Source organism: Kitasatospora cathayae, assembly GCF_027627435.1.
Lineage (GTDB): Bacteria > Actinomycetota > Actinomycetes > Streptomycetales > Streptomycetaceae > Kitasatospora > Kitasatospora cathayae.
In genome coordinates, this window is sequence record NZ_CP115450.1 from 1,688,756 (window position 1) to 1,707,908 (window position 19,153).

Consider the following 19,153-nt stretch of genomic DNA (forward strand, 5'->3'; position numbering starts at 1 on the left):
GTGCGGAGCGCCCGGCCCGCAGACCTGGGCGCCCCGCACGGGTGCGCTACGGCCGTCCCATGTACGCCGGGTAGTACCCCTTGCTGATCCCCGAGATCCGGATCAGCGTTCCAGGCCGCGCGGCTTCCACGTACTGGTTGTTGCCGAGGTAGATCGCCACGTGCTGGATGCCCCGCGCGGTCCCGTCCGGAGACCAGAACAGCAGGTCACCGCGGCGCAGCTGGCTCGCCTTGATCGGCGTGGTGGCCGCGTACTGGTCGTTGGCGACCCGAGGCAGGTTGATGCCGCCGCGTCGGAAGGCCTGCTGCACCAGGCCCGAGCAGTCGTACCCGTCCGGCCCGTTGCCGGCGGTCCGGAACGGCTTGCCCAGCTGGGCGAGCGCGTACTGCACCGCGGTCTCGACGTCGCGGTTCTCCGCCACCGAGCCACTGGAGCCGCCCGAGGAGCCGGACGGGGACGAGGAGCCGCCGGTCCGCTGCAGGTAGACGTCGTAGTGAGTGGTCCAGCGCCACTCCCCCTTGCTGTTCTTGAACCAGTACCGCGAGCCGTCCCAGCCCTGCTGGATCCCGCCGTTCGAGGACTTGGACGAGGACGACGAAGACGACGAGGACTTCGAGGTCGAGGGCTCCGCCCCGCCGGTCCGCGCCAGGTACACGCTGTAGTGGGTGGTCCAGCGCCACTGCCCCTGGCTGTTCTTGAACCAGTACCGCGAGCCGTCCCACCCGGCGTGCGCCGGCGCCTGCTCGGCCGCGGCCGGGCTCACGCCGGTGCCGAGGCCGAACGCCCCCGCACCGACCACGATCACGGCCGCCATGCCGATCCTCCGGCGGATCCGCCCGGCCAGCGCAGGACGGGCGTCGGTGGCGGAACGGGCGTCGGTGGCGGAGGCGTGCTGCCCGGTCGGTTCATCGGCGGCATCCGGTGCGCCGGTGTTGACGGTGGTCATCCTGCTGACTTCCTTCACTGCTGCGAACGCACTGCGGCGTACGGCCCCCGAAGGGCGGCTGCGGAAACTGCTGCGGACACGCGGTACTCCCCGGCAGCGCCGGTTCGTACGGCTCGGCAGATCCCCGTCCGATCTGCCGCGGCCTCCGGCCGTGTGACCGGAAGCCGCGACGCGTCGCCCAGGGGTTCAGTTCTGCCTGCGTGTCACGTTAAGCACACGTCCGCTCACTGCGCGCAGTGGAGTGAGCCAAAGGGAGGTTTCCCGGCGACGGGCCGACGATGCATCAGGGTGAACACCCGTCAGCTCCGGGTGTCCGACGCCCCCTCATCAGCGGGCTTCGCCCTCCGCCAACAACTGCTTCTTCAGCACCTTCCCCAAGGCGTTCCTGGGCAGTTCGGGCACCAGGACGACCCGGCGCGGCCGCTTGTGCACCGAGAGCCGCTCCGCCACGAAGGCCGTCAGCTGTTGCCCCGTCACGGCGCCGTCCGGGATGACATACGCGACGATCGCCTGCCCGAGGTCCTCGTCCGGCACGCCGACCACCGCTGCGTCGGCGACCGCCGGGTGGTCGCGCAGCGCGGCCTCCACCTCGCCCGCGCCGATCCGGTAGCCGCCGCTCTTGATCAGGTCCACCGAGGCGCGGCCGACGATCCGGTGGAACCCGTCCGCCCCGATCACCGCGACGTCCCCGGTGCGGAACCAGCCGTCCGCCGTCCAGGCCTCGGCGTCGGCGTCCGGCCGGTTGAGGTACCCGCTGAACAACGTGGGGCCGGAGACCTGCAGCTCACCGACGCTCTCACCGTCGTGGGGCACCGGTTCGCCGTCCTCGCCCACCAGCCGGGTGCGCACCCCCTCCAGCGGCAGCCCGACGCTGCCGGGGCGCCGCTCGCCGTCCGCCCGGGTGCTGACGGTGATCAGCGACTCGGTCATCCCGTAGCGCTCGATCGGGGCGTGCCCGGTGAGCGCCGCCAGCTTCTCGAACACCGGCACGGGCAGCGGCGCACTGCCGGAGACCAGCAGCCGGGCCGGGGCCAGCCGCCGGGCCGTCGCCTGGTCCGCCGCCAGCCGGGACCAGACGGTGGGCACGCCGAAGTACAGGCTGCCGCCCGCCTCCGCGTACCCCGCCGGGGTCGGCCGGCCGGTGTGCACCAGCCGGCTGCCGGTGCGCAGGGCGCCGAGCACTCCGAGCAGCAGGCCGTGCACGTGGAACAGCGGCAGGCCGTGGACGAGGGTGTCCTCGGCGGTCCACTGCCAGGCGGCGGCGAGGGCCTCCAGGTCGGCGGCGATCGCCGCGCGCCGGATCACCGCGCCCTTGGGCGCGCCGGTGGTGCCCGAGGTGTAGAGCACGAAGCCGGTCGCATCGGCGGCCGGTTCGGCGTACGTGGTCGCCGAGCGCTCGGCGGGGTCGACGGGCAGGGCCGCCACCGACACCTCGTCGGGCAGGGCCTCCCCGGCGGCGTGCGCCAGCAGCGCCGCACCCGAGTCGCGCAGGATGTGCTCACGCTCCTTCGGGCCCGAGTCGGGCGGCAGCGGCACCACCGGGACGCCCGCCAGCAGGCCGCCGACCACGGCGGTGACCGTCTCCACGGTGGGCCGGGCGAGCACGGCGAGCGCGGGAGCCCCGGCCACCCGGTCGGCCACCGCGGTCGCCGCGCCCAGCAGGTCCTCCCGGGAGAGCGCCCGCCCGTCGATCCGCAGCGCGTCCGCAGCGTCGCCGTGGTCGCCCTGAAGTGCCGTCAGCAGTGCCATGCTTCCGTCCTCACCCTCTCGTCCTCGCCCTCTCGTCCTCGCCGTGATCCGCCCGCACCGTGGTCCGGCCGCGCAGCCGATCGCGTCGGCGGCTCCCGGACCCGGTCGCTGTCGGGCCGACTCTACGGGCCGGAGCCGCGCTCCCCTGCGCCCGGGGCGGAACGGCGGAGGGCGTGGCACCGAGCACCCGGTGCCACGCCCTCCGGTCCACAGGACCGATCGGATCAGCCCTTGCGCGCCTTCACCTCGGTCGTGAGCTGCGGCAGCACCTCGAAGAGGTCGCCGACCACGCCGTAGTCGACCAGCTCGAAAATCGGGGCCTCGGCGTCCTTGTTGACGGCCACGATGGTCTTCGAGGTCTGCATGCCGGCCCGGTGCTGGATCGCACCGGAGATGCCCGCCGCGATGTAGAGCTGCGGGGAGACCTGCTTGCCGGTCTGGCCGACCTGGTTGCTGTGCGGGTACCAGCCGGCGTCGACGGCGGCGCGCGAGGCACCGACCGCCGCGCCCAGCGCGTCGGCGAGGTCCTCGACCACGCCGAAGCCCTCGGCGGCACCGACGCCACGGCCGCCGGAGACCACGATGGCGGCCTCGGTCAGCTCCGGGCGGCCGGTCGAGACGCGCGGGGTGCGCGAGGTGACCTTGGCGGCGTTGCCGGTGAACTCCACCGACACGTTCTCGACGGCGCCGGCGGCCGGGGCGGCCTCCGGGGCGACGGCGTTCGGCTTGACCGTGATGACCGGCGCGCCCTTGGTGACCTTGGACTTCACCTGGAAGGACGCGGCGAACACCGACTGGGTGGCGATCGGACCGCCGTCGCCGGCCTCCAGGTCGACGGCGTCGGTGATGATGCCGGAGCCGATCCGCAGCGCGACGCGGGCGGCGACCTCCTTGCCCTCACCGGAGGACGTCACCAGCACGGCGGCCGGGGACACCGTCTTGGCGATCTGGGCCAGGGCGTCCACCTTGGGGACGACCAGCTGGTCGGCGAACTCGGCGCCGTCCGCGACGTACACCTTGGCGGCGCCGAACTCGGCGGCCTTGGCGGCGATGTCGGCGGCTGCGGCACCGGCGCCCAGCACGACGGCGGACGGCTCGCCGATGCGGCGGGCCAGGGTCAGCAGTTCGAGGGCCGGCTTGCGGACCGCGCCCTCGGCGTGGTCCACCAGAACCAGGATCTCAGCCATGATTCGTTGCTCCTGATCGATCGTTGGATGCGCTGACGGGCGGGACTAGATGAACTTCTGGTCGGCGAGGAAGGCGGCGAGCTGCTTGCCGCCCTCGCCCTCGTCCTTGACGACCGTGCCCGCGGTACGCGCCGGACGCGCCGCCACCGACTCCACCGCCGTCCACGAACCCGCCAGGCCGACCTCGTCCGCCTCGATGCCCAGGTCGTCCAGGTCCAGCGACTCCACCGGCTTCTTCTTCGCCGCCATGATCCCCTTGAACGAGGGGTAACGGGCCTCACCCGACTGGTCCGTCACCGAGACCACGGCCGGCAGCGCCGCCTCGACCAGCTCGGTCGCCGCGTCACCGTCCCGACGCCCCTTGACCACGCCGCCCTCGACCGACACCTCGGACAGCAGCGTCACCTGCGGCACACCCAGCCGCTCCGCCAGCAGCGCCGGCAGCACACCCATCGTGCCGTCCGTCGACGCCATGCCGCCGATCACCAGGTCGAACCCGGTCTTCTCCAGCGCCTTCGCCAGGATCGCCGACGTCCCGATCACGTCCGAGCCGTGGATGTCGTCGTCGTTCACGTGAACGGCCTTGTCCGCACCCATCGACAGCGCCTTGCGCAGCGCGTCCTTCGCGTCGTCCGGACCCACCGTCAGCACCGTCACCTCGGCGTCGCCGTTCGCCTCGGCGATCCGCAGCGCCTGCTCGACGCCGTACTCGTCCAGCTCCGACAGGAGGCCGTCCACACCCTCCCGGTCGGTGGTGTGGTCGTCCGCGAAACGACGGTCACCCGTCGCGTCCGGCACGTACTTCACACAGACAACGATCCTCAAGCTCACGGCCTTGTCTCCTGTACTGGTCTCGTCCGGCGGCTGCGACGTGCAAGCGGGCGCGAACACGGCACGCACCCGCTCCGGGCAGCGAGTTTCCCGTGCCGGTCCGGAACTTCCTGGCAGCATACTCGGCGGTAGCCCAGTGGTCACTACTGGCCAGTAGCTTATGCCGGACGGCCCGCACCGCCGCCTGCGCCCATCCTGCCCCAGGCAGGGGTCGACTCCACCTCGCGGGCAGTGCGAACCGGTGCGAGATTCCCGGACGGGCGCGGAGGACGGGGCTACTGGCTGGCCGAGCCGAACAGATGACAGATGACAGATGACAGATGACAGATGACAGCGAACAGATTTCATCATCTGTTCGCTGTCATCTGTCATCTGTTTCTTGTCAACTGTTACCTGCCGCCTGTTCGCCGCCGCTCCCAGCCGCTCCCCATGCCGTTCGCGTCAGACCGCCTGCCCCAGCGCCGCGATCACGTCCGCCTTGCGCGGCATCCCCGCCGCCCGGCGCACTACCCGGCCCGCCGCGTCCAGCACCAGGACGGTCGGCGTCCGCAGGACCTCCAGCCGGCGGACCAGCTCCAGCTGCGCCTCGGCGTCCAGCTCGACGTGCGCGACCCCGTCGACCATCCCCGCGACCTCGGCGAGCACCCGCCGAGTGGCCCGGCAGGGCTGGCAGAACGCGGTGGAGAACTGCACGAGGGTCGCCCGCTCACCGAGCGGCCCGCCCAGATCCGCCTCCGACAGCCGTACCGTCCCGTCCTTGGTGCCCACCCTCAGCCTTCCGTCGCGCCTGGCCCTCAGCAGCCCGAACATGGTCGCCACCGCCAGCACGACAACGCACACCACCGGTCCGGTCATCCCTTCAGTCTGCGGCAGCACGGCCGGGCTCCGAAAGGGAGGTCGACCTGTCGACACCGGACCCGTACGATCGGCAGGTGGACTCCGACCGCACCTCCCCGCCGCTGCTGACCGTCCGTCGCGCCGTCGCCCCGGGGCCGGCCACCGCCACCGGTTGTCGCTGACGCGCCCCGCCGCAGCCGTCCGTCGCGATCCCCCGGAGCCCCCGTGCAGACCGACCCCCGCGGTCACCGCTTCGCCGCCGCACTCAGCGCGCTGGTGCTGGCCGCCGTGCTCATCACCGGCAGCGGCCTGCTGCTGGCCGCGCAGGCCCTCGTCTTCACGCTCGGCGCGTTCGGTGGCCCCCGACTGTCCCCGTACGGCTGGCTGTTCCACACCTTCATCGCCCCTCGCCTGGCACCACCCACCGAGACCGAGGACGAGCGGCCCCTGCGCTTCGCCCAGGGCGGCGGAGCCGTCTTCGCCGCCGTCGGCGTCCTCGGCTACCTCACCGAAGTCACCTGGCTCGGCCTCCTCGCGACCGCCTTCGGCCTGGCCGTGGCCTTCCTGAACGCCGCCTTCGGCTACTGCCTGGGCTGCGAGATCTACCCGATCATCCGACGGGCTCAGGGTCGCCTCAGCGCCGGCGCCTGACCGGGCCGCTCACCATCGCACCCCGGGCGGGCCGGATGCCGCACCTGCCCCAACCCTGTCGGGAAAGGACGAAGAACGGAAAAGTTCCCCTGCGGCTTCATCACGGAGATCACACCGTGAATATTCGCTTGACCGCACGCCTCAGATGACAGCAGGCACTCGTTCGGGGGATCATCTCCGTGTATCACCCGTGACCGCCGCGGCGTGCCGTGCTCCGGTCGGCTCCCGCGCACGGCGCGGGTACCCGCCGTACCGGGCCCCGGCCCGTGGAAGTCAGGACTGACCGTGGCAGAGTTCGTCTACCCGCCGGTGATCGGCGCCGCACTCACCGCCTTTCGTGCGCTCGACGTGCGGATCAAGATCATCGGTGCCGAGCACATCCCCGCCAGGGGCGGAGCAGTGCTGGTCAGCAACCACATCAGCTACCTGGACTTCCTCTTCGCCGGCCTCGGCGCCTACCGGGGCGGAAAGCGCAAGACCCGGTTCATGGCCAAGGACGACGTCTTCCGGCACCGCATCTCCGGGCCGCTGATGCGCGGCATGAAGCACATCCCGGTCGACCGCACCGACGGCCAGCCCGCCTACGAGGCCGCCGTGCGCGCCCTCAAGGCCGGCGAGGTCGTCGGGGTCTTCCCCGAGGCGACCATCAGCCGCTCGTTCATGCTGAAGAAGTTCAAGACCGGTGCCGCCCGGATGGCCGCCGACTCCGGCGCCCCGCTGCTGCCCGTCGTCCTCTGGGGCACCCAGCAGCTGTGGACCAAGGGCCGCCCGAAGACCCTCACCAAGCGCCACGTCCCGGTGACGATCATGATCGGCGAACCGATCCACCTGGGCCCGGGAGACAAGCCCGTCATGGTCACCAGAAAGCTGCGCGCCGCCATGAGCGAGATGCTCGACCGGGCCCAGCGGGAGTACCCCGGCAAGCCCTCCGGCCCGGACGACACCTGGTGGGTGCCCGCCCAGCTCGGCGGTACCGCACCGACCCTGGAGGTCGCCGAGGCCGAGGACGAGGCGGAGGCCCTCGCCAAGGCCGAGCGCCGCGCCGCCCGGGGCTGATCCGCTCCGCGCCCACCTCACGTCACCTCTACTCCGTGTGACCGAGCAGACGCGATCCGTCGCGTGTCGCCCGGCCGCCGACCCTCACCGTCTGGCACAGTGACAGCTCGTTCCAGGGGCTTCCCCCTGGACTCGTCCTGAGTCCCTCCCCCCTATCGGAGCCGGGGCACACGTCGGAGCGGTCGGAAAGGTCGGAGACGGAGATGACGCGGAGCACCGGCACACGGCAGTCCTCCACGAGCAAGGCCCGCACCCGCGCAGCCGCCGGTGCGGGCCTTCTCCTTGTGGGCGCCCTGATCACGGGCTGCGGGGCCGAGCCCGGCGAGATCCCGCTCTCGGAGATCCGCCCGGAGTCCTCCACCGCCACCCCCGAGCCGACCGAGTCCGCGTCCCCCGGCGTGGTCGGCGCCGCGAACACCGAGGCGCACAACGGACTGATCGTCAGCCGGGCCTACACCGACGCCACCCGCACCACCAGTGCCATCGTCACCCTCGGCCCCGACGGCGCGGGCCAGCACCAGGTCACCCAGCCGCCCGAGCGCGCCCGCGACGACCGCCCCGACTGGTCCCCCGACGGCAGCGCCATCGCCTTCGACCGCACCGACCCGAAGACCGGCGCCGCCCGCCTCTGGACGGTCTCCACTGCCGGCGACAACGCCCACCAGATCAGCCAGCTCTGCGACACCAGCAGCGCCACCGCCGACTGCGCCAACGAGGACGAACGCGCCCCCGCCTTCTCCCCCGACGGCAAGCAGCTCGCCTTCAGTCGTTCCTGGGGCGCCCTCGACCAGGCCCACAACAAGCAAGTCCAGTACTCGGACCTCTACCTGATGAGCCCCGACGGCACCAACGTCCAGCGGCTCACCTTCCTGACGAACGACAAGCCCTACTCCGGTACCGTCAGCAACCCCAGCTGGTCGCCCGATGGCAAGCAGCTCACCTTCGAGTACCGCACCAGCGCCACCGGACAACCCGCCAACAGCCGCGCCATCTACGTCGTCAGCGTGGACGGCACCGGGCTCCGCCAACTCACCCCCTGGGAACTACGCGCCGGCGAGCGCGCGGCCTGGTCCCCCGACGGCACCCAGATCCTCTTCACCACCTACCCGGCCGACGCCGACAACGCCCCCGGCGGCGGCATCTACACCGTCCACCCCGACGGCACCGCCATCGGCGCCCTCACCCCGGCCCCGTCCACGACCTTCTACGGCACCGCGGCCTACGCACCCGACGGCAAGTCCATCGTCTTCACCCAGGCCCCTGCGGGCTCCGGTGCGGATCTCTACAGCATGCGTCCGGACGGTACGGGAGTCACCCGGCTCACCAACAGCGGGGACAAGTGGCTCAGCCGTCCGGCCTGGGGAACGGCGGCGGTGCCGCCCCAGGCTCCCCAGTCCGAGGCACCGTCAGCGGGCCCGTCAGCGGCCGCGTCGGCACCGGCATCGGCATCGGCACCGGCGTCGGCATCGGCATCGGCATCGGCATCGGCATCGGCCGGGGCAACGCCTTCCGAAGCCCCGACCGGTGGGGCCTCGACCGCCCAGTCGACGCCGACCCAGGCACAGGGGCAATCGAAGACCGATGACAACCAGACGCAGGACGGCGACGACAACTGAGCGAGAATGCGAAAAGCCCCTGATCCGAAAGGATCAGGGGCTTTTCTGAAGAATTGTTCGGCGGCGTCCTACTCTCCCACAGGGTCCCCCCTGCAGTACCATCGGCGCTGTGAGGCTTAGCTTCCGGGTTCGGAATGTAACCGGGCGTTTCCCTCACGCTATGACCACCGAAACACTATGAAACTGTCGACCCGCCGACAAGGCAGTCGTTGTTTCAGAACAACACAGTGGACGCGAGCAACTGAGGACAAGCCCTCGGCCTATTAGTACCGGTCAACTCCACCCCTCACAGGGCTTCCATATCCGGCCTATCAACCCAGTCGTCTACTGGGAGCCTTACCCTCTCAAGGAGGTGGGAGTGCTCATCTCGAAGCAGGCTTCCCGCTTAGATGCTTTCAGCGGTTATCCCTCCCGAACGTAGCCAACCAGCCATGCCCTTGGCAGAACAACTGGCACACCAGAGGTTCGTCCGTCCCGGTCCTCTCGTACTAGGGACAGCCCTTCTCAACACTCCTACGCGCACAGCGGATAGGGACCGAACTGTCTCACGACGTTCTAAACCCAGCTCGCGTACCGCTTTAATGGGCGAACAGCCCAACCCTTGGGACCTACTCCAGCCCCAGGATGCGACGAGCCGACATCGAGGTGCCAAACCATCCCGTCGATATGGACTCTTGGGGAAGATCAGCCTGTTATCCCCGGGGTACCTTTTATCCGTTGAGCGACGGCGCTTCCACAAGCCACCGCCGGATCACTAGTCCCTACTTTCGTACCTGCTCGACCCGTCAGTCTCACAGTCAAGCTCCCTTGTGCACTTACACTCAACACCTGATTGCCAACCAGGCTGAGGGAACCTTTGGGCGCCTCCGTTACCCTTTAGGAGGCAACCGCCCCAGTTAAACTACCCACCAGACACTGTCCCTGATCCGGATCACGGACCCAGGTTAGACATCCAGCACGACCAGAGTGGTATTTCAACGGCGACTCCACAACAACTGGCGTTGCTGCTTCACAGTCTCCCACCTATCCTACACAAGCCGAACCGAACACCAATATCAAGCTATAGTAAAGGTCCCGGGGTCTTTCCGTCCTGCTGCGCGAAACGAGCATCTTTACTCGTAATGCAATTTCACCGGGCCTATGGTTGAGACAGTCGAGAAGTCGTTACGCCATTCGTGCAGGTCGGAACTTACCCGACAAGGAATTTCGCTACCTTAGGATGGTTATAGTTACCACCGCCGTTTACTGGCGCTTAAGTTCTCAGCTTCGCCTAGTCGAAACTAAGCTAACCGGTCCCCTTAACGTTCCAGCACCGGGCAGGCGTCAGTCCGTATACATCGCCTTACGGCTTCGCACGGACCTGTGTTTTTAGTAAACAGTCGCTTCTCGCTGGTCTCTGCGGCCACCCCCAGCTCAAGGCGCAAAGCCCGTCACCAGGAATGGCCCCCCTTCTCCCGAAGTTACGGGGGCATTTTGCCGAGTTCCTTAACCATAGTTCACCCGAACGCCTCGGTATTCTCTACCTGACCACCTGAGTCGGTTTGGGGTACGGGCCGCCATGAAACTCGCTAGAGGCTTTTCTCGACAGCATAGGATCATCCACTTCACCACAATCGGCTCGGCATCAGGTCTCAGACTATATGTGAGGCGGATTTGCCTACCCCACGTCCTACACCCTTACCCCGGGACAACCACCGCCCGGGCTGGACTACCTTCCTGCGTCACCCCATCGCTCACCTACTGCAGACTTGGACCGGCGGCTCCACCACTTCCCTTCACCCGAAGGATCCGGGACGGCTTCACGGCCTTAGCATCACCTGGTTCAGCGTTGGCGCTTCAAAGCGGGTACGGGAATATCAACCCGTTGTCCATCGACTACGCCTGTCGGCCTCGCCTTAGGTCCCGACTTACCCTGGGCAGATCAGCTTGACCCAGGAACCCTTGGTCAATCGGCGCAAGAGTTTCCCACTCTTGTATCGCTACTCATGCCTGCATTCTCACTCGTATACCGTCCACGACTCGATTCCTCGGCCGCTTCACCCGGCACACGACGCTCCCCTACCCATCACAGCCCCCGTTAGGAGTATTGCTGCAATGACACGACTTCGGTGGTGTGCTTGAGCCCCGCTACATTGTCGGCGCGGAATCACTTGACCAGTGAGCTATTACGCACTCTTTCAAGGGTGGCTGCTTCTAAGCCAACCTCCTGGTTGTCTCTGCGACTCCACATCCTTTCCCACTTAGCACACGCTTAGGGACCTTAGTCGGTGTTCTGGGCTGTTTCCCTCTCGACCATGGAGCTTATCCCCCACAGTCTCACTGCCACGCTCTCACTTACCGGCATTCGGAGTTTGGCTAAGGTCAGTAACCCGGTAAGGCCCATCGCCTATCCAGTGCTCTACCTCCGGCAAGAAACACGTGACGCTGCACCTAAATGCATTTCGGGGAGAACCAGCTATCACGGAGTTTGATTGGCCTTTCACCCCTAACCACAGGTCATCCCCCAGGTTTTCAACCCTGGTGGGTTCGGTCCTCCACACGGTCTTACCCGCGCTTCAACCTGCCCATGGCTAGATCACTCCGCTTCGGGTCTTGGGCATGCAACTCAACCGCCCTATTCGGACTCGCTTTCGCTACGGCTACCCCACACGGGTTAACCTCGCTACACACCGCAAACTCGCAGGCTCATTCTTCAAAAGGCACGCAGTCACGGCCAGCCGGCAAGCCGACTGACGACGCTCCCACGGCTTGTAGGCACACGGTTTCAGGTACTATTTCACTCCGCTCCCGCGGTACTTTTCACCATTCCCTCACGGTACTATCCGCTATCGGTCACCAGGGAATATTTAGGCTTAGCGGGTGGTCCCGCCAGATTCACACGGGATTTCTCGGGCCCCGTGCTACTTGGGAGATGAGCAAGCAAGCCGTACAGATTTCGTCTACGGGGGTCTTACCCTCTACGCCGGACCTTTCGCATGTCCTTCGACTACCCATACGGTTTCTGACTCGCCCAGCCGCCGGCAGACGACTGAAGCTCATTCCCACAACCCCGCATTGGCAACCCCTGCCGGGTCTCACACCAATACGGTTTAGCCTCATCCAGTTTCGCTCGCCACTACTCCCGGAATCACGGTTGTTTTCTCTTCCTGCGGGTACTGAGATGTTTCACTTCCCCGCGTTCCCTCCACACTGCCTATGTGTTCAGCAGCGGGTGACAGCCCATGACGACTGCCGGGTTTCCCCATTCGGACACCCCCGGATCAAAGCTCGGTTGACAGCTCCCCGGGGCCTATCGCGGCCTCCCACGTCCTTCATCGGTTCCTGGTGCCAAGGCATCCACCGTGCGCCCTTAAAAACTTGGCCACAGATGCTCGCGTCCACTGTGCAGTTCTCAAACAACGACCAGTCACACACCCTCGACAACCCGAACCGGGCTACCTCGAGTGAGGCCGGCAACCATGAGGCAACTCCCGTTCCCTCAGGACCCAACAACGTGCCCGACACAACCAGAACCAGACCCTCTCTTCCACGCCGAAGCAGTACTAGGAGACCAAGCCCTCGCTGTGCCGAATAGTCAACGTTCCACCCATGAGCGAGCACTCCGGGACGTTCGCCCGAAGCTGCTATGTGCTCCTTAGAAAGGAGGTGATCCAGCCGCACCTTCCGGTACGGCTACCTTGTTACGACTTCGTCCCAATCGCTGGTCCCACCTTCGACGGCTCCATCCCAGAGGGTTAGGCCACCGGCTTCGGGTGTTACCGACTTTCGTGACGTGACGGGCGGTGTGTACAAGGCCCGGGAACGTATTCACCGCAGCATGCTGATCTGCGATTACTAGCAACTCCAACTTCATGGGGTCGAGTTGCAGACCCCAATCCGAACTGAGGCCGGCTTTTTGGGATTCGCTCCGCCTCACGGCATCGCAGCCCTTTGTACCGACCATTGTAGCACGTGTGCAGCCCAAGACATAAGGGGCATGATGATTTGACGTCGTCCCCACCTTCCTCCGAGTTGACCCCGGCAGTCTCCTGTGAGTCCCCGACATTACTCGCTGGCAACACAGAACAAGGGTTGCGCTCGTTGCGGGACTTAACCCAACATCTCACGACACGAGCTGACGACAACCATGCACCACCTGTATACCGACCACAAGGGGGCACCTGTCTCCAGGTGTTTCCGGCATATGTCAAGCCTTGGTAAGGTTCTTCGCGTTGCGTCGAATTAAGCCACATGCTCCGCTGCTTGTGCGGGCCCCCGTCAATTCCTTTGAGTTTTAGCCTTGCGGCCGTACTCCCCAGGCGGGGAACTTAATGCGTTAGCTGCGGCACCGACCACGTGGAATGTGGCCAACACCTAGTTCCCAACGTTTACGGCGTGGACTACCAGGGTATCTAATCCTGTTCGCTCCCCACGCTTTCGCTCCTCAGCGTCAGTAATGGCCCAGAGATCCGCCTTCGCCACCGGTGTTCCTCCTGATATCTGCGCATTTCACCGCTACACCAGGAATTCCGATCTCCCCTACCACACTCTAGCCTGCCCGTATCGAATGCAGACCCGGGGTTAAGCCCCGGGCTTTCACATCCGACGCGACAGGCCGCCTACGAGCTCTTTACGCCCAATAATTCCGGACAACGCTCGCACCCTACGTATTACCGCGGCTGCTGGCACGTAGTTAGCCGGTGCTTCTTCTGCAGGTACCGTCACTTGCGCTTCTTCCCTGCTGAAAGAGGTTTACAACCCGAAGGCCGTCATCCCTCACGCGGCGTCGCTGCATCAGGCTTTCGCCCATTGTGCAATATTCCCCACTGCTGCCTCCCGTAGGAGTCTGGGCCGTGTCTCAGTCCCAGTGTGGCCGGTCGCCCTCTCAGGCCGGCTACCCGTCGTCGCCTTGGTAGGCCATTACCCCACCAACAAGCTGATAGGCCGCGGGCTCATCCTGCACCGCCGGAGCTTTCCACCAACCCCCATGCGGAGGAAGGTCATATCCGGTATTAGACCCCGTTTCCAGGGCTTGTCCCAGAGTGCAGGGCAGATTGCCCACGTGTTACTCACCCGTTCGCCACTGATCCACCCCGAAGGGCTTCACCGTTCGACTTGCATGTGTTAAGCACGCCGCCAGCGTTCGTCCTGAGCCAGGATCAAACTCTCCGTGAATGTTTACCCGTAATCGGGTCCACACCCGCGTTGAGCGGCACGGCAACCACCGGAATAGGGCGGCCCCGCGCACTGCGTCCTCGCTAGTGTTATTTCAAAAGGAATCTCCAACCCCGATCACAATGACCGAGGCCGGGGATGTCAACATATCTGGCGTTGACTTTTGGCACGCTGTTGAGTTCTCAAGGAACGGACGCTTCCTTCGGACCGCCTTCCAGCGGGCCCTCCGGGCGCTTCGTTCTTTCGTGTTTCCAGCTTATCAGATGTTTTCCGCCCCGTTTTCCGGAGTTTCATTCATCGGATTCGCTTTCCGCTTTGTTGCCCCGGTCTCCCGCGGCGACTCCGGAACTGTACGGGTACCGGCCCGCCACATGCAAATCGCCTCCGCCCGGGTTCCGGGCGGAGGCGATCGCTGTGCGGCGGGGTCGACCGGCGCATCGTCAGGCGCGGCCCATCTCCTCGGAGATGGCCGCCGCGAACGCGTCGATGTCCGCCTCCGTGGTGTCGTAGGAGCACATCCAGCGGACCTCACCGGTGTGCTCATTCCAGAAGTAGAAGCGGTAACGCTTCTGCAGTCGCTCGCTCACCTCGCGCGGGAGGATCGCGAACACCGCGTTGGCCTGGACCGGGCGCACGATCTCGACGCCGTCGATCTTCCGGACCGCCGCCTCCAGCCGGCTGGCCATCGCGTTGGCGTGGCCGGCGTTGCGCAGGTAGAGGTCGCCCGCGAGCAGGGCCTCGAACTGGACGGAGACGAAGCGCATCTTCGAGGCGAGCTGCATCGAGGTCTTGCGCAGGTACTTGATGTTGCGCACCCGGTCCGGGTTGAGCACCACCACGACCTCGCCGAGCAGCAGACCGTTCTTCGTGCCGCCGAAGGACAGCACGTCAACGCCGAGGTCGGTCGTGAAGGCGCGCATCGGCTGGCCGAGCGAGGCGGCGGCGTTCGCCAGCCGGGAGCCGTCCATGTGGACGAGCATGCCGAGCTGGTGGGCGTGCTCGACGATCGCGCGGATCTCGTCGATCGTGTAGAGGGTGCCGAGCTCGGTGCTCTGGGTGATGGAGACCGCGAGCGGCTGCGCGCGGTGCTCGTCGCCGAAGCCGTAGGCCTGCTGGTCGAGCAGCTCGGGGGTGAGCTTGCCGTCCGGGGTGGGGACGATGTGCAGCTTGATGCCGCCCATCTTCTCCGGGGCGCCGCCCTCGTCCACGTGGATGTGGGCGCTGTCGGCGCAGACCACGGCGCCCCAGCGGGGCAGCAGCGCCTGGAGGGCGACCACGTTGGCGCCGGTGCCGTTGAAGACCGGGTAGGCCTCGGCCCGGTCGCCGAAGTGGCGGCGGAAGACGTCCTGGAGGTGTGCCGTGTAGTCGTCCTCGCCGTAGGCGACCTGGTGGCCGCCGTTGGCGAGGGCGATCGCGGCGAGGACCTCGGGGTGCACGCCGGCGTAGTTGTCGCTGGCGAAGCCGCGGACGGTGGGGTCGTGCCGCCGTACCGCGTCCGTACGGGTGGGGTCGGTCATCGGGCTGTCAGCCACAGGTGCTGTCCGTTCAGTTCTGCTGCGGGGCGGTCCCAGAGGTCCGCCAGGTGTCCGGCGAGGTCGGCGGTGTCGGTGAAGCCGGCGAACTTCGCCTCCGGCTTCTCGGCCCGCATCTCGGGGCTGACCAGCGCCTTGATGACCAGGATCGCAGCCGCCGCGGTGGGCTCGCCGTCCGGGGCGGTGGTCTCCTTCTTGAAGGAGTCGGCCATGGCGAGGGTCCAGGCCTCGGTGGCGGCCTTGGCGGCCGCATAGGCGGCGCCGCCCGCGGTGGGCTTGTGCGCGGCCGCGGCGGAGACCATCGCGTAGCGACCGGCCGAGCTGCGGACCAGCGCGGGCTGGAAGGCCAGCGAGGTGTGCTGGAGGGTGCGCACCACGGTGTCGTGCAGGAAGTCCCAGTCGTCCAGGCGGGTGTCGAAGAAGGTCTTGCTGCCGCGCCAGCCGCCGACCAGGTGGAACAGGCCGTCGACGTGGCCGTGCTCGGCCTCCAGGTGGTCGGCCCAGTCGTGGACCTCCTGCGGGTCGAGCAGGTCGATCACCTGGCCGCTCACCTTCGCGCCGCGCACCGCGACGCGGGTGGCGTCCAGGGCGGCCTCCAGGCGCCTGGCGTCGATGTCGGCACCGATCACGGTGGCGCCTTCGGCGGTGAGGCGGCGCAGCACGGCCTGACCGGCGGGGCCGCTGGCTCCGGCGACGGCGATGACCTTGCCGGCCAGCTTGGTGGAGGGGGTGGTGGTCACGCGGCGACTCCCTGGATACCGGCGCCGGTGATGCCGGCGGTGGCGGCGATGACGCCGCGGAGCTTCTTGGACAGGGCCTCGTAGAACATGCTCAGCGGGAACTCGTCCGGGAGCACGGCGTCGCACAGCGCCTTGTTCAGGGCCTTGCCGTCCGTGATGTCGAGCGGGAGGGCCTCGGGGCCCTTCGCCCAGGTGGAGGCCGGGTGCGGGGTGAGGTATCGGGAGACCAGCTCGTAGGCGGCGATCCAGTGGGCCGGCTTGGGCCGGTCGATGCCGTCGCGGTACAGGGTCTCGATCTCGCCGCAGAGCGCGTTGGTGACCTGCGGGGCGCGCTCCCAGTCGATGGTGAGGCGGTTGTCGCGCCAGCGCAGCGCGTCGTGCTTGTGCAGGTACGCGAAGAGCAGCTGGCCGCCGAGGCCGTCGTAGTTGCGGACGCGGTCGCCGCTGACCGGGAAGCGGAACAGGCGGTCGAAGAGGATCGCGTACTGGACGTCGCGGGCGTGCGGGTCGCCCTCGGCTTCGAGCTTCACCGCCTCCTTGAAGGTGGTGAGGTCGCAGCGGAGCTCCTCCAGGCCGTACATCCAGAACGGGCTGCGCTGCTTGATCATGAACGGGTCGAACGGCAGGTCGCCGTGGCTGTGGGTGCGGTCGTGGACCAGGTCCCACAGGACGAAGGTCTCCTGCGCGCGGTGCTGGTCCTTGAGCAGGCCCTCGGCATCGGCCGGGATCTCCAGGCCGAGCTGCTCGACGGCGCTGGTGGAGACGGCGCGGAAGCGGGCCGCCTCGCGGTCGCAGAAGATGCCGCCCCAGGTGAAACGTTCCGGCGCCTTGCGCACGGCGACCGTCTCGGGGAAGAGCACGGCGGAGTTGGTGTCGTAGCCGGCCGTGAAGTCCGTGAAGGTGATCGGCACGAACATAGGGTTGTCGAAGCGGGTGCGCTCCAGCTCGTCCAGCCACTCCGGCCACACCACGCTCAGCAGGACGGCTTCGAGGTTGCGGTCCGGGTTGCCGTTCTGGGTGTACATCGGGAAGACGACCAGGTGCTCCAGGCCGTCCTCGCGCTGCTCGGCGGGCTGGAAGGCGAGCAGCGAGTCCAGGAAGTCGGGCTCCCGGTAGCCGGTGTCGGCCCACTTGGCGAGGTCGGCGTCGACGGCGGCCAGGTAGGCGGCGTCGTGCGGGAAGTTCGGGGCGAGCTCCTCGACGGCGGCCCGGACGGTGGCGACCAGCGGGTCGACGGTCTGCCGCTGGACGGCGGAGAGGTCGATCGAGCCGTCCTTGGACTGCAGCGGGCGCAGCGTCTCGACGGCCTCCTTCAGGCGCAGCCACGCCGGGTGGGCGGCGAGGGTCGAGACCGGGGCGTCGGCCGCCGCTGCGAGCCTTGGCGAAAGATTCTGCATCGTGGACTCACTTCGACAGGAGTTATTTCAACGAGGACACCATAAGTACGAAAGGTTCTCCCGTTCAAGGGGGTCCGAACCGATAAAACTCCGGCGCACCCCCGTTCCGACCCCAAATCCTGTGCCGGAGCGCCGCTTGTCCGGCATGTGGACGGTCTCGTGGATGCTCTGGACAGATGCGCGTTCTGATGCGAGCCTCCCGGCATGCTCCCGGCGGTGATCACGGTGGCCGAGCGCCACGCCAGCCCGTTCCGGGCGCCCTCCCGTCAGCAGGCCTGTTGTCGTTGCCGCTGCCGCACGCAGGGCCGTTGCCGCCGCTGTCGTTGACCCGACCGCGGCCCTCGGCCCGACCACGGCCGACCGGCTGCCGCTGTTCCGGCTCGGGGCGCCGCGGACGCGGGCCCGTACGCCGACCATGCCGTGTGTGTTCCGACGCCGCCACCGGGGGAAGTGATCCGCCGGGAAGCGGCCCGGCCCGCCCCGCACCGCCGCGCCTGCCCCGACCCTTCCTCCCGTCCCGCCCGGTCCCTCCCCTGGAGTCCTGCCATGAGCCTCCGCAAGCCGTCCGCCGTCCTGCCCCTCGCCGCGCTGGCCGTCGCCGCCGCGCTCACCGGGTGCGCGCCGCAGGCTGCCAACTCCGATGGCAGCGCCGCCGCCGGCACCTCGGGTTCGGCCGGTGCGGCGGCGAGCTGCGCGCCCGGCGCGCTGGCCACGCGGACCGCCGGGAAGCTGACCATCGGCACCGACAAGCCGGCCTACGACCCGTGGTTCTCCGAGGACAAGCCGGAGAACGGCAAGGGCTTCGAGTCGGCGGTGGCGTACGCCGTGGCGGAGAAGCTGGGGTACCCGAAGGACAAGGTCGGCTGGGTGGTCGCGCCGTTCGGCAAGGCGACCGCCCCGGGGGCCAAGGACTTCGACTTCGACATCAACCAGGTGTCCATCAGCGACGAGCGCAAGCAGGCGGTGGACTTCTCCTCCGGCTACTACTCCGTGCGCCAGGCCCTCATCGCGCTGAAGGGCTCCCCGGCCGCGGGCGCGAAGAGCATCGCCGACCTCAAGGGCGCCAAGCTGGGCGCGCAGATCGGCAGCACGAGCCTGGACACCATCACCAACACCATCAAGCCCAGCACCCCGGCGGCCGTGTTCGACTCCAACGACCTGGCGAAGGCGGCGCTGAAGAACGGTCAGGTCGAGGCGCTGGTGGTCGACCTGCCGACGGCCTTCTACATCACCGGCGCCGAGGTGCCGGAGGCCCAGGTGGTGGGGCAGTTCGAATCGGCCGCGCAGGGCGAGCAGTTCGGCCTGGTGCTGGACAAGGGATCCCGGCTGACCCCGTGCGTGTCGGCCGCGGTGGACGCGCTGCGCGCGGACGGGACGCTGGCGAAGCTGGAGAAGCAGTGGCTGTCGGACGCCGTCTCGGCGCCGGTGCTGAAGTGAGCGGGGAGGCGAGCGCGGCC

12 protein-coding genes and 3 rRNA genes are annotated in these 19,153 nt (G+C 67.8%); 4 read left to right on the forward strand and 11 right to left on the reverse strand.

Going from position 1 to position 19,153, the window contains the following annotated elements; all coding sequences use genetic code 11:
* Nucleotides 1-46 precede the first annotated feature (46 nt).
* The 5 genes from O1G21_RS07635 to O1G21_RS07655 all read right to left on the reverse strand — a co-directional run bounded on the left by O1G21_RS07635 (nt 47) and on the right by O1G21_RS07655 (nt 5,568).
* Nucleotides 47-946, reverse strand: a complete 900-nt coding sequence (locus O1G21_RS07635) for a C40 family peptidase (protein ID WP_270141909.1) — start codon at nt 944-946, stop codon at nt 47-49.
* 327 nt (nt 947-1,273) lie between these two features.
* Nucleotides 1,274-2,695: an acyl-CoA synthetase gene (locus tag O1G21_RS07640; RefSeq protein WP_270141911.1), complete on the reverse strand. Its 1,422-nt coding sequence runs from the start codon at nt 2,693-2,695 to the stop codon at nt 1,274-1,276.
* A gap of 224 nt (nt 2,696-2,919) precedes the next feature.
* Nucleotides 2,920-3,882, reverse strand: coding sequence for an electron transfer flavoprotein subunit alpha/FixB family protein (locus O1G21_RS07645; protein WP_270141913.1), 963 nt, complete (start codon nt 3,880-3,882; stop codon nt 2,920-2,922).
* A 45-nt stretch (nt 3,883-3,927) separates the two neighbouring features.
* Complete coding sequence (locus O1G21_RS07650; RefSeq protein WP_270141915.1) at nt 3,928-4,713, reverse strand: electron transfer flavoprotein subunit beta/FixA family protein; 786 nt, start codon at nt 4,711-4,713, stop codon at nt 3,928-3,930.
* 441 nt (nt 4,714-5,154) lie between these two features.
* Complete coding sequence (locus O1G21_RS07655) at nt 5,155-5,568, reverse strand: thioredoxin family protein (RefSeq protein ID WP_270141916.1); 414 nt, start codon at nt 5,566-5,568, stop codon at nt 5,155-5,157.
* A 207-nt stretch (nt 5,569-5,775) separates the two neighbouring features.
* Between O1G21_RS07655 and O1G21_RS07660 the strand changes: the two genes are divergently transcribed.
* The 3 genes from O1G21_RS07660 (at nt 5,776) to O1G21_RS07670 (ending at nt 8,873) form a co-directional block, all read left to right on the forward strand.
* Entirely contained in the window at nt 5,776-6,201 is a 426-nt protein-coding gene (locus O1G21_RS07660; protein ID WP_270141918.1) for a DUF4395 domain-containing protein, read from the forward strand.
* 285 nt (nt 6,202-6,486) lie between these two features.
* Nucleotides 6,487-7,257, forward strand: coding sequence for a lysophospholipid acyltransferase family protein (locus tag O1G21_RS07665; RefSeq protein ID WP_270141920.1), 771 nt, complete (start codon nt 6,487-6,489; stop codon nt 7,255-7,257).
* 203 nt (nt 7,258-7,460) lie between these two features.
* Entirely contained in the window at nt 7,461-8,873 is a 1,413-nt protein-coding gene (locus O1G21_RS07670; RefSeq protein WP_270141922.1) for a TolB family protein, read from the forward strand.
* Between the two features lie 55 nt (nt 8,874-8,928).
* On the opposite strand, the gene rrf is transcribed toward O1G21_RS07670, so the two are convergent.
* The 6 genes from rrf to O1G21_RS07700 all read right to left on the reverse strand — a co-directional run bounded on the left by rrf (nt 8,929) and on the right by O1G21_RS07700 (nt 17,696).
* Nucleotides 8,929-9,045, reverse strand: a 5S ribosomal RNA gene (gene rrf / locus O1G21_RS07675).
* Nucleotides 9,046-9,116: 71 nt separating this feature from the next.
* Nucleotides 9,117-12,236, reverse strand: a 23S ribosomal RNA gene (locus tag O1G21_RS07680).
* 275 nt (nt 12,237-12,511) lie between these two features.
* Nucleotides 12,512-14,027, reverse strand: a 16S ribosomal RNA gene (locus O1G21_RS07685).
* The 16S, 23S and 5S rRNA genes sit together here, the layout of an rRNA operon.
* Nucleotides 14,028-14,467: 440 nt before the next feature.
* Nucleotides 14,468-15,544 (reverse strand): threonine aldolase family protein, encoded by a 1,077-nt coding sequence (locus tag O1G21_RS07690; RefSeq protein WP_270150820.1) that lies wholly within the window; start codon nt 15,542-15,544, stop codon nt 14,468-14,470.
* Nucleotides 15,541-16,299, reverse strand: coding sequence for an SDR family NAD(P)-dependent oxidoreductase (locus O1G21_RS07695; protein ID WP_270141924.1), 759 nt, complete (start codon nt 16,297-16,299; stop codon nt 15,541-15,543). Before O1G21_RS07695 ends, O1G21_RS07690 begins: the two co-directional genes overlap by 4 nt.
* Nucleotides 16,296-17,696 (reverse strand): DUF6421 family protein, encoded by a 1,401-nt coding sequence (locus O1G21_RS07700; RefSeq protein ID WP_270141926.1) that lies wholly within the window; start codon nt 17,694-17,696, stop codon nt 16,296-16,298. Before O1G21_RS07700 ends, O1G21_RS07695 begins: the two co-directional genes overlap by 4 nt.
* Before the next feature lie 546 nt (nt 17,697-18,242).
* On the opposite strand from O1G21_RS07700, the gene O1G21_RS07705 reads away from it, so the two are divergent.
* Entirely contained in the window at nt 18,243-19,133 is an 891-nt protein-coding gene (locus O1G21_RS07705; protein WP_270141928.1) for an ABC transporter substrate-binding protein, read from the forward strand.
* Nucleotides 19,134-19,153 lie beyond the last annotated feature (20 nt).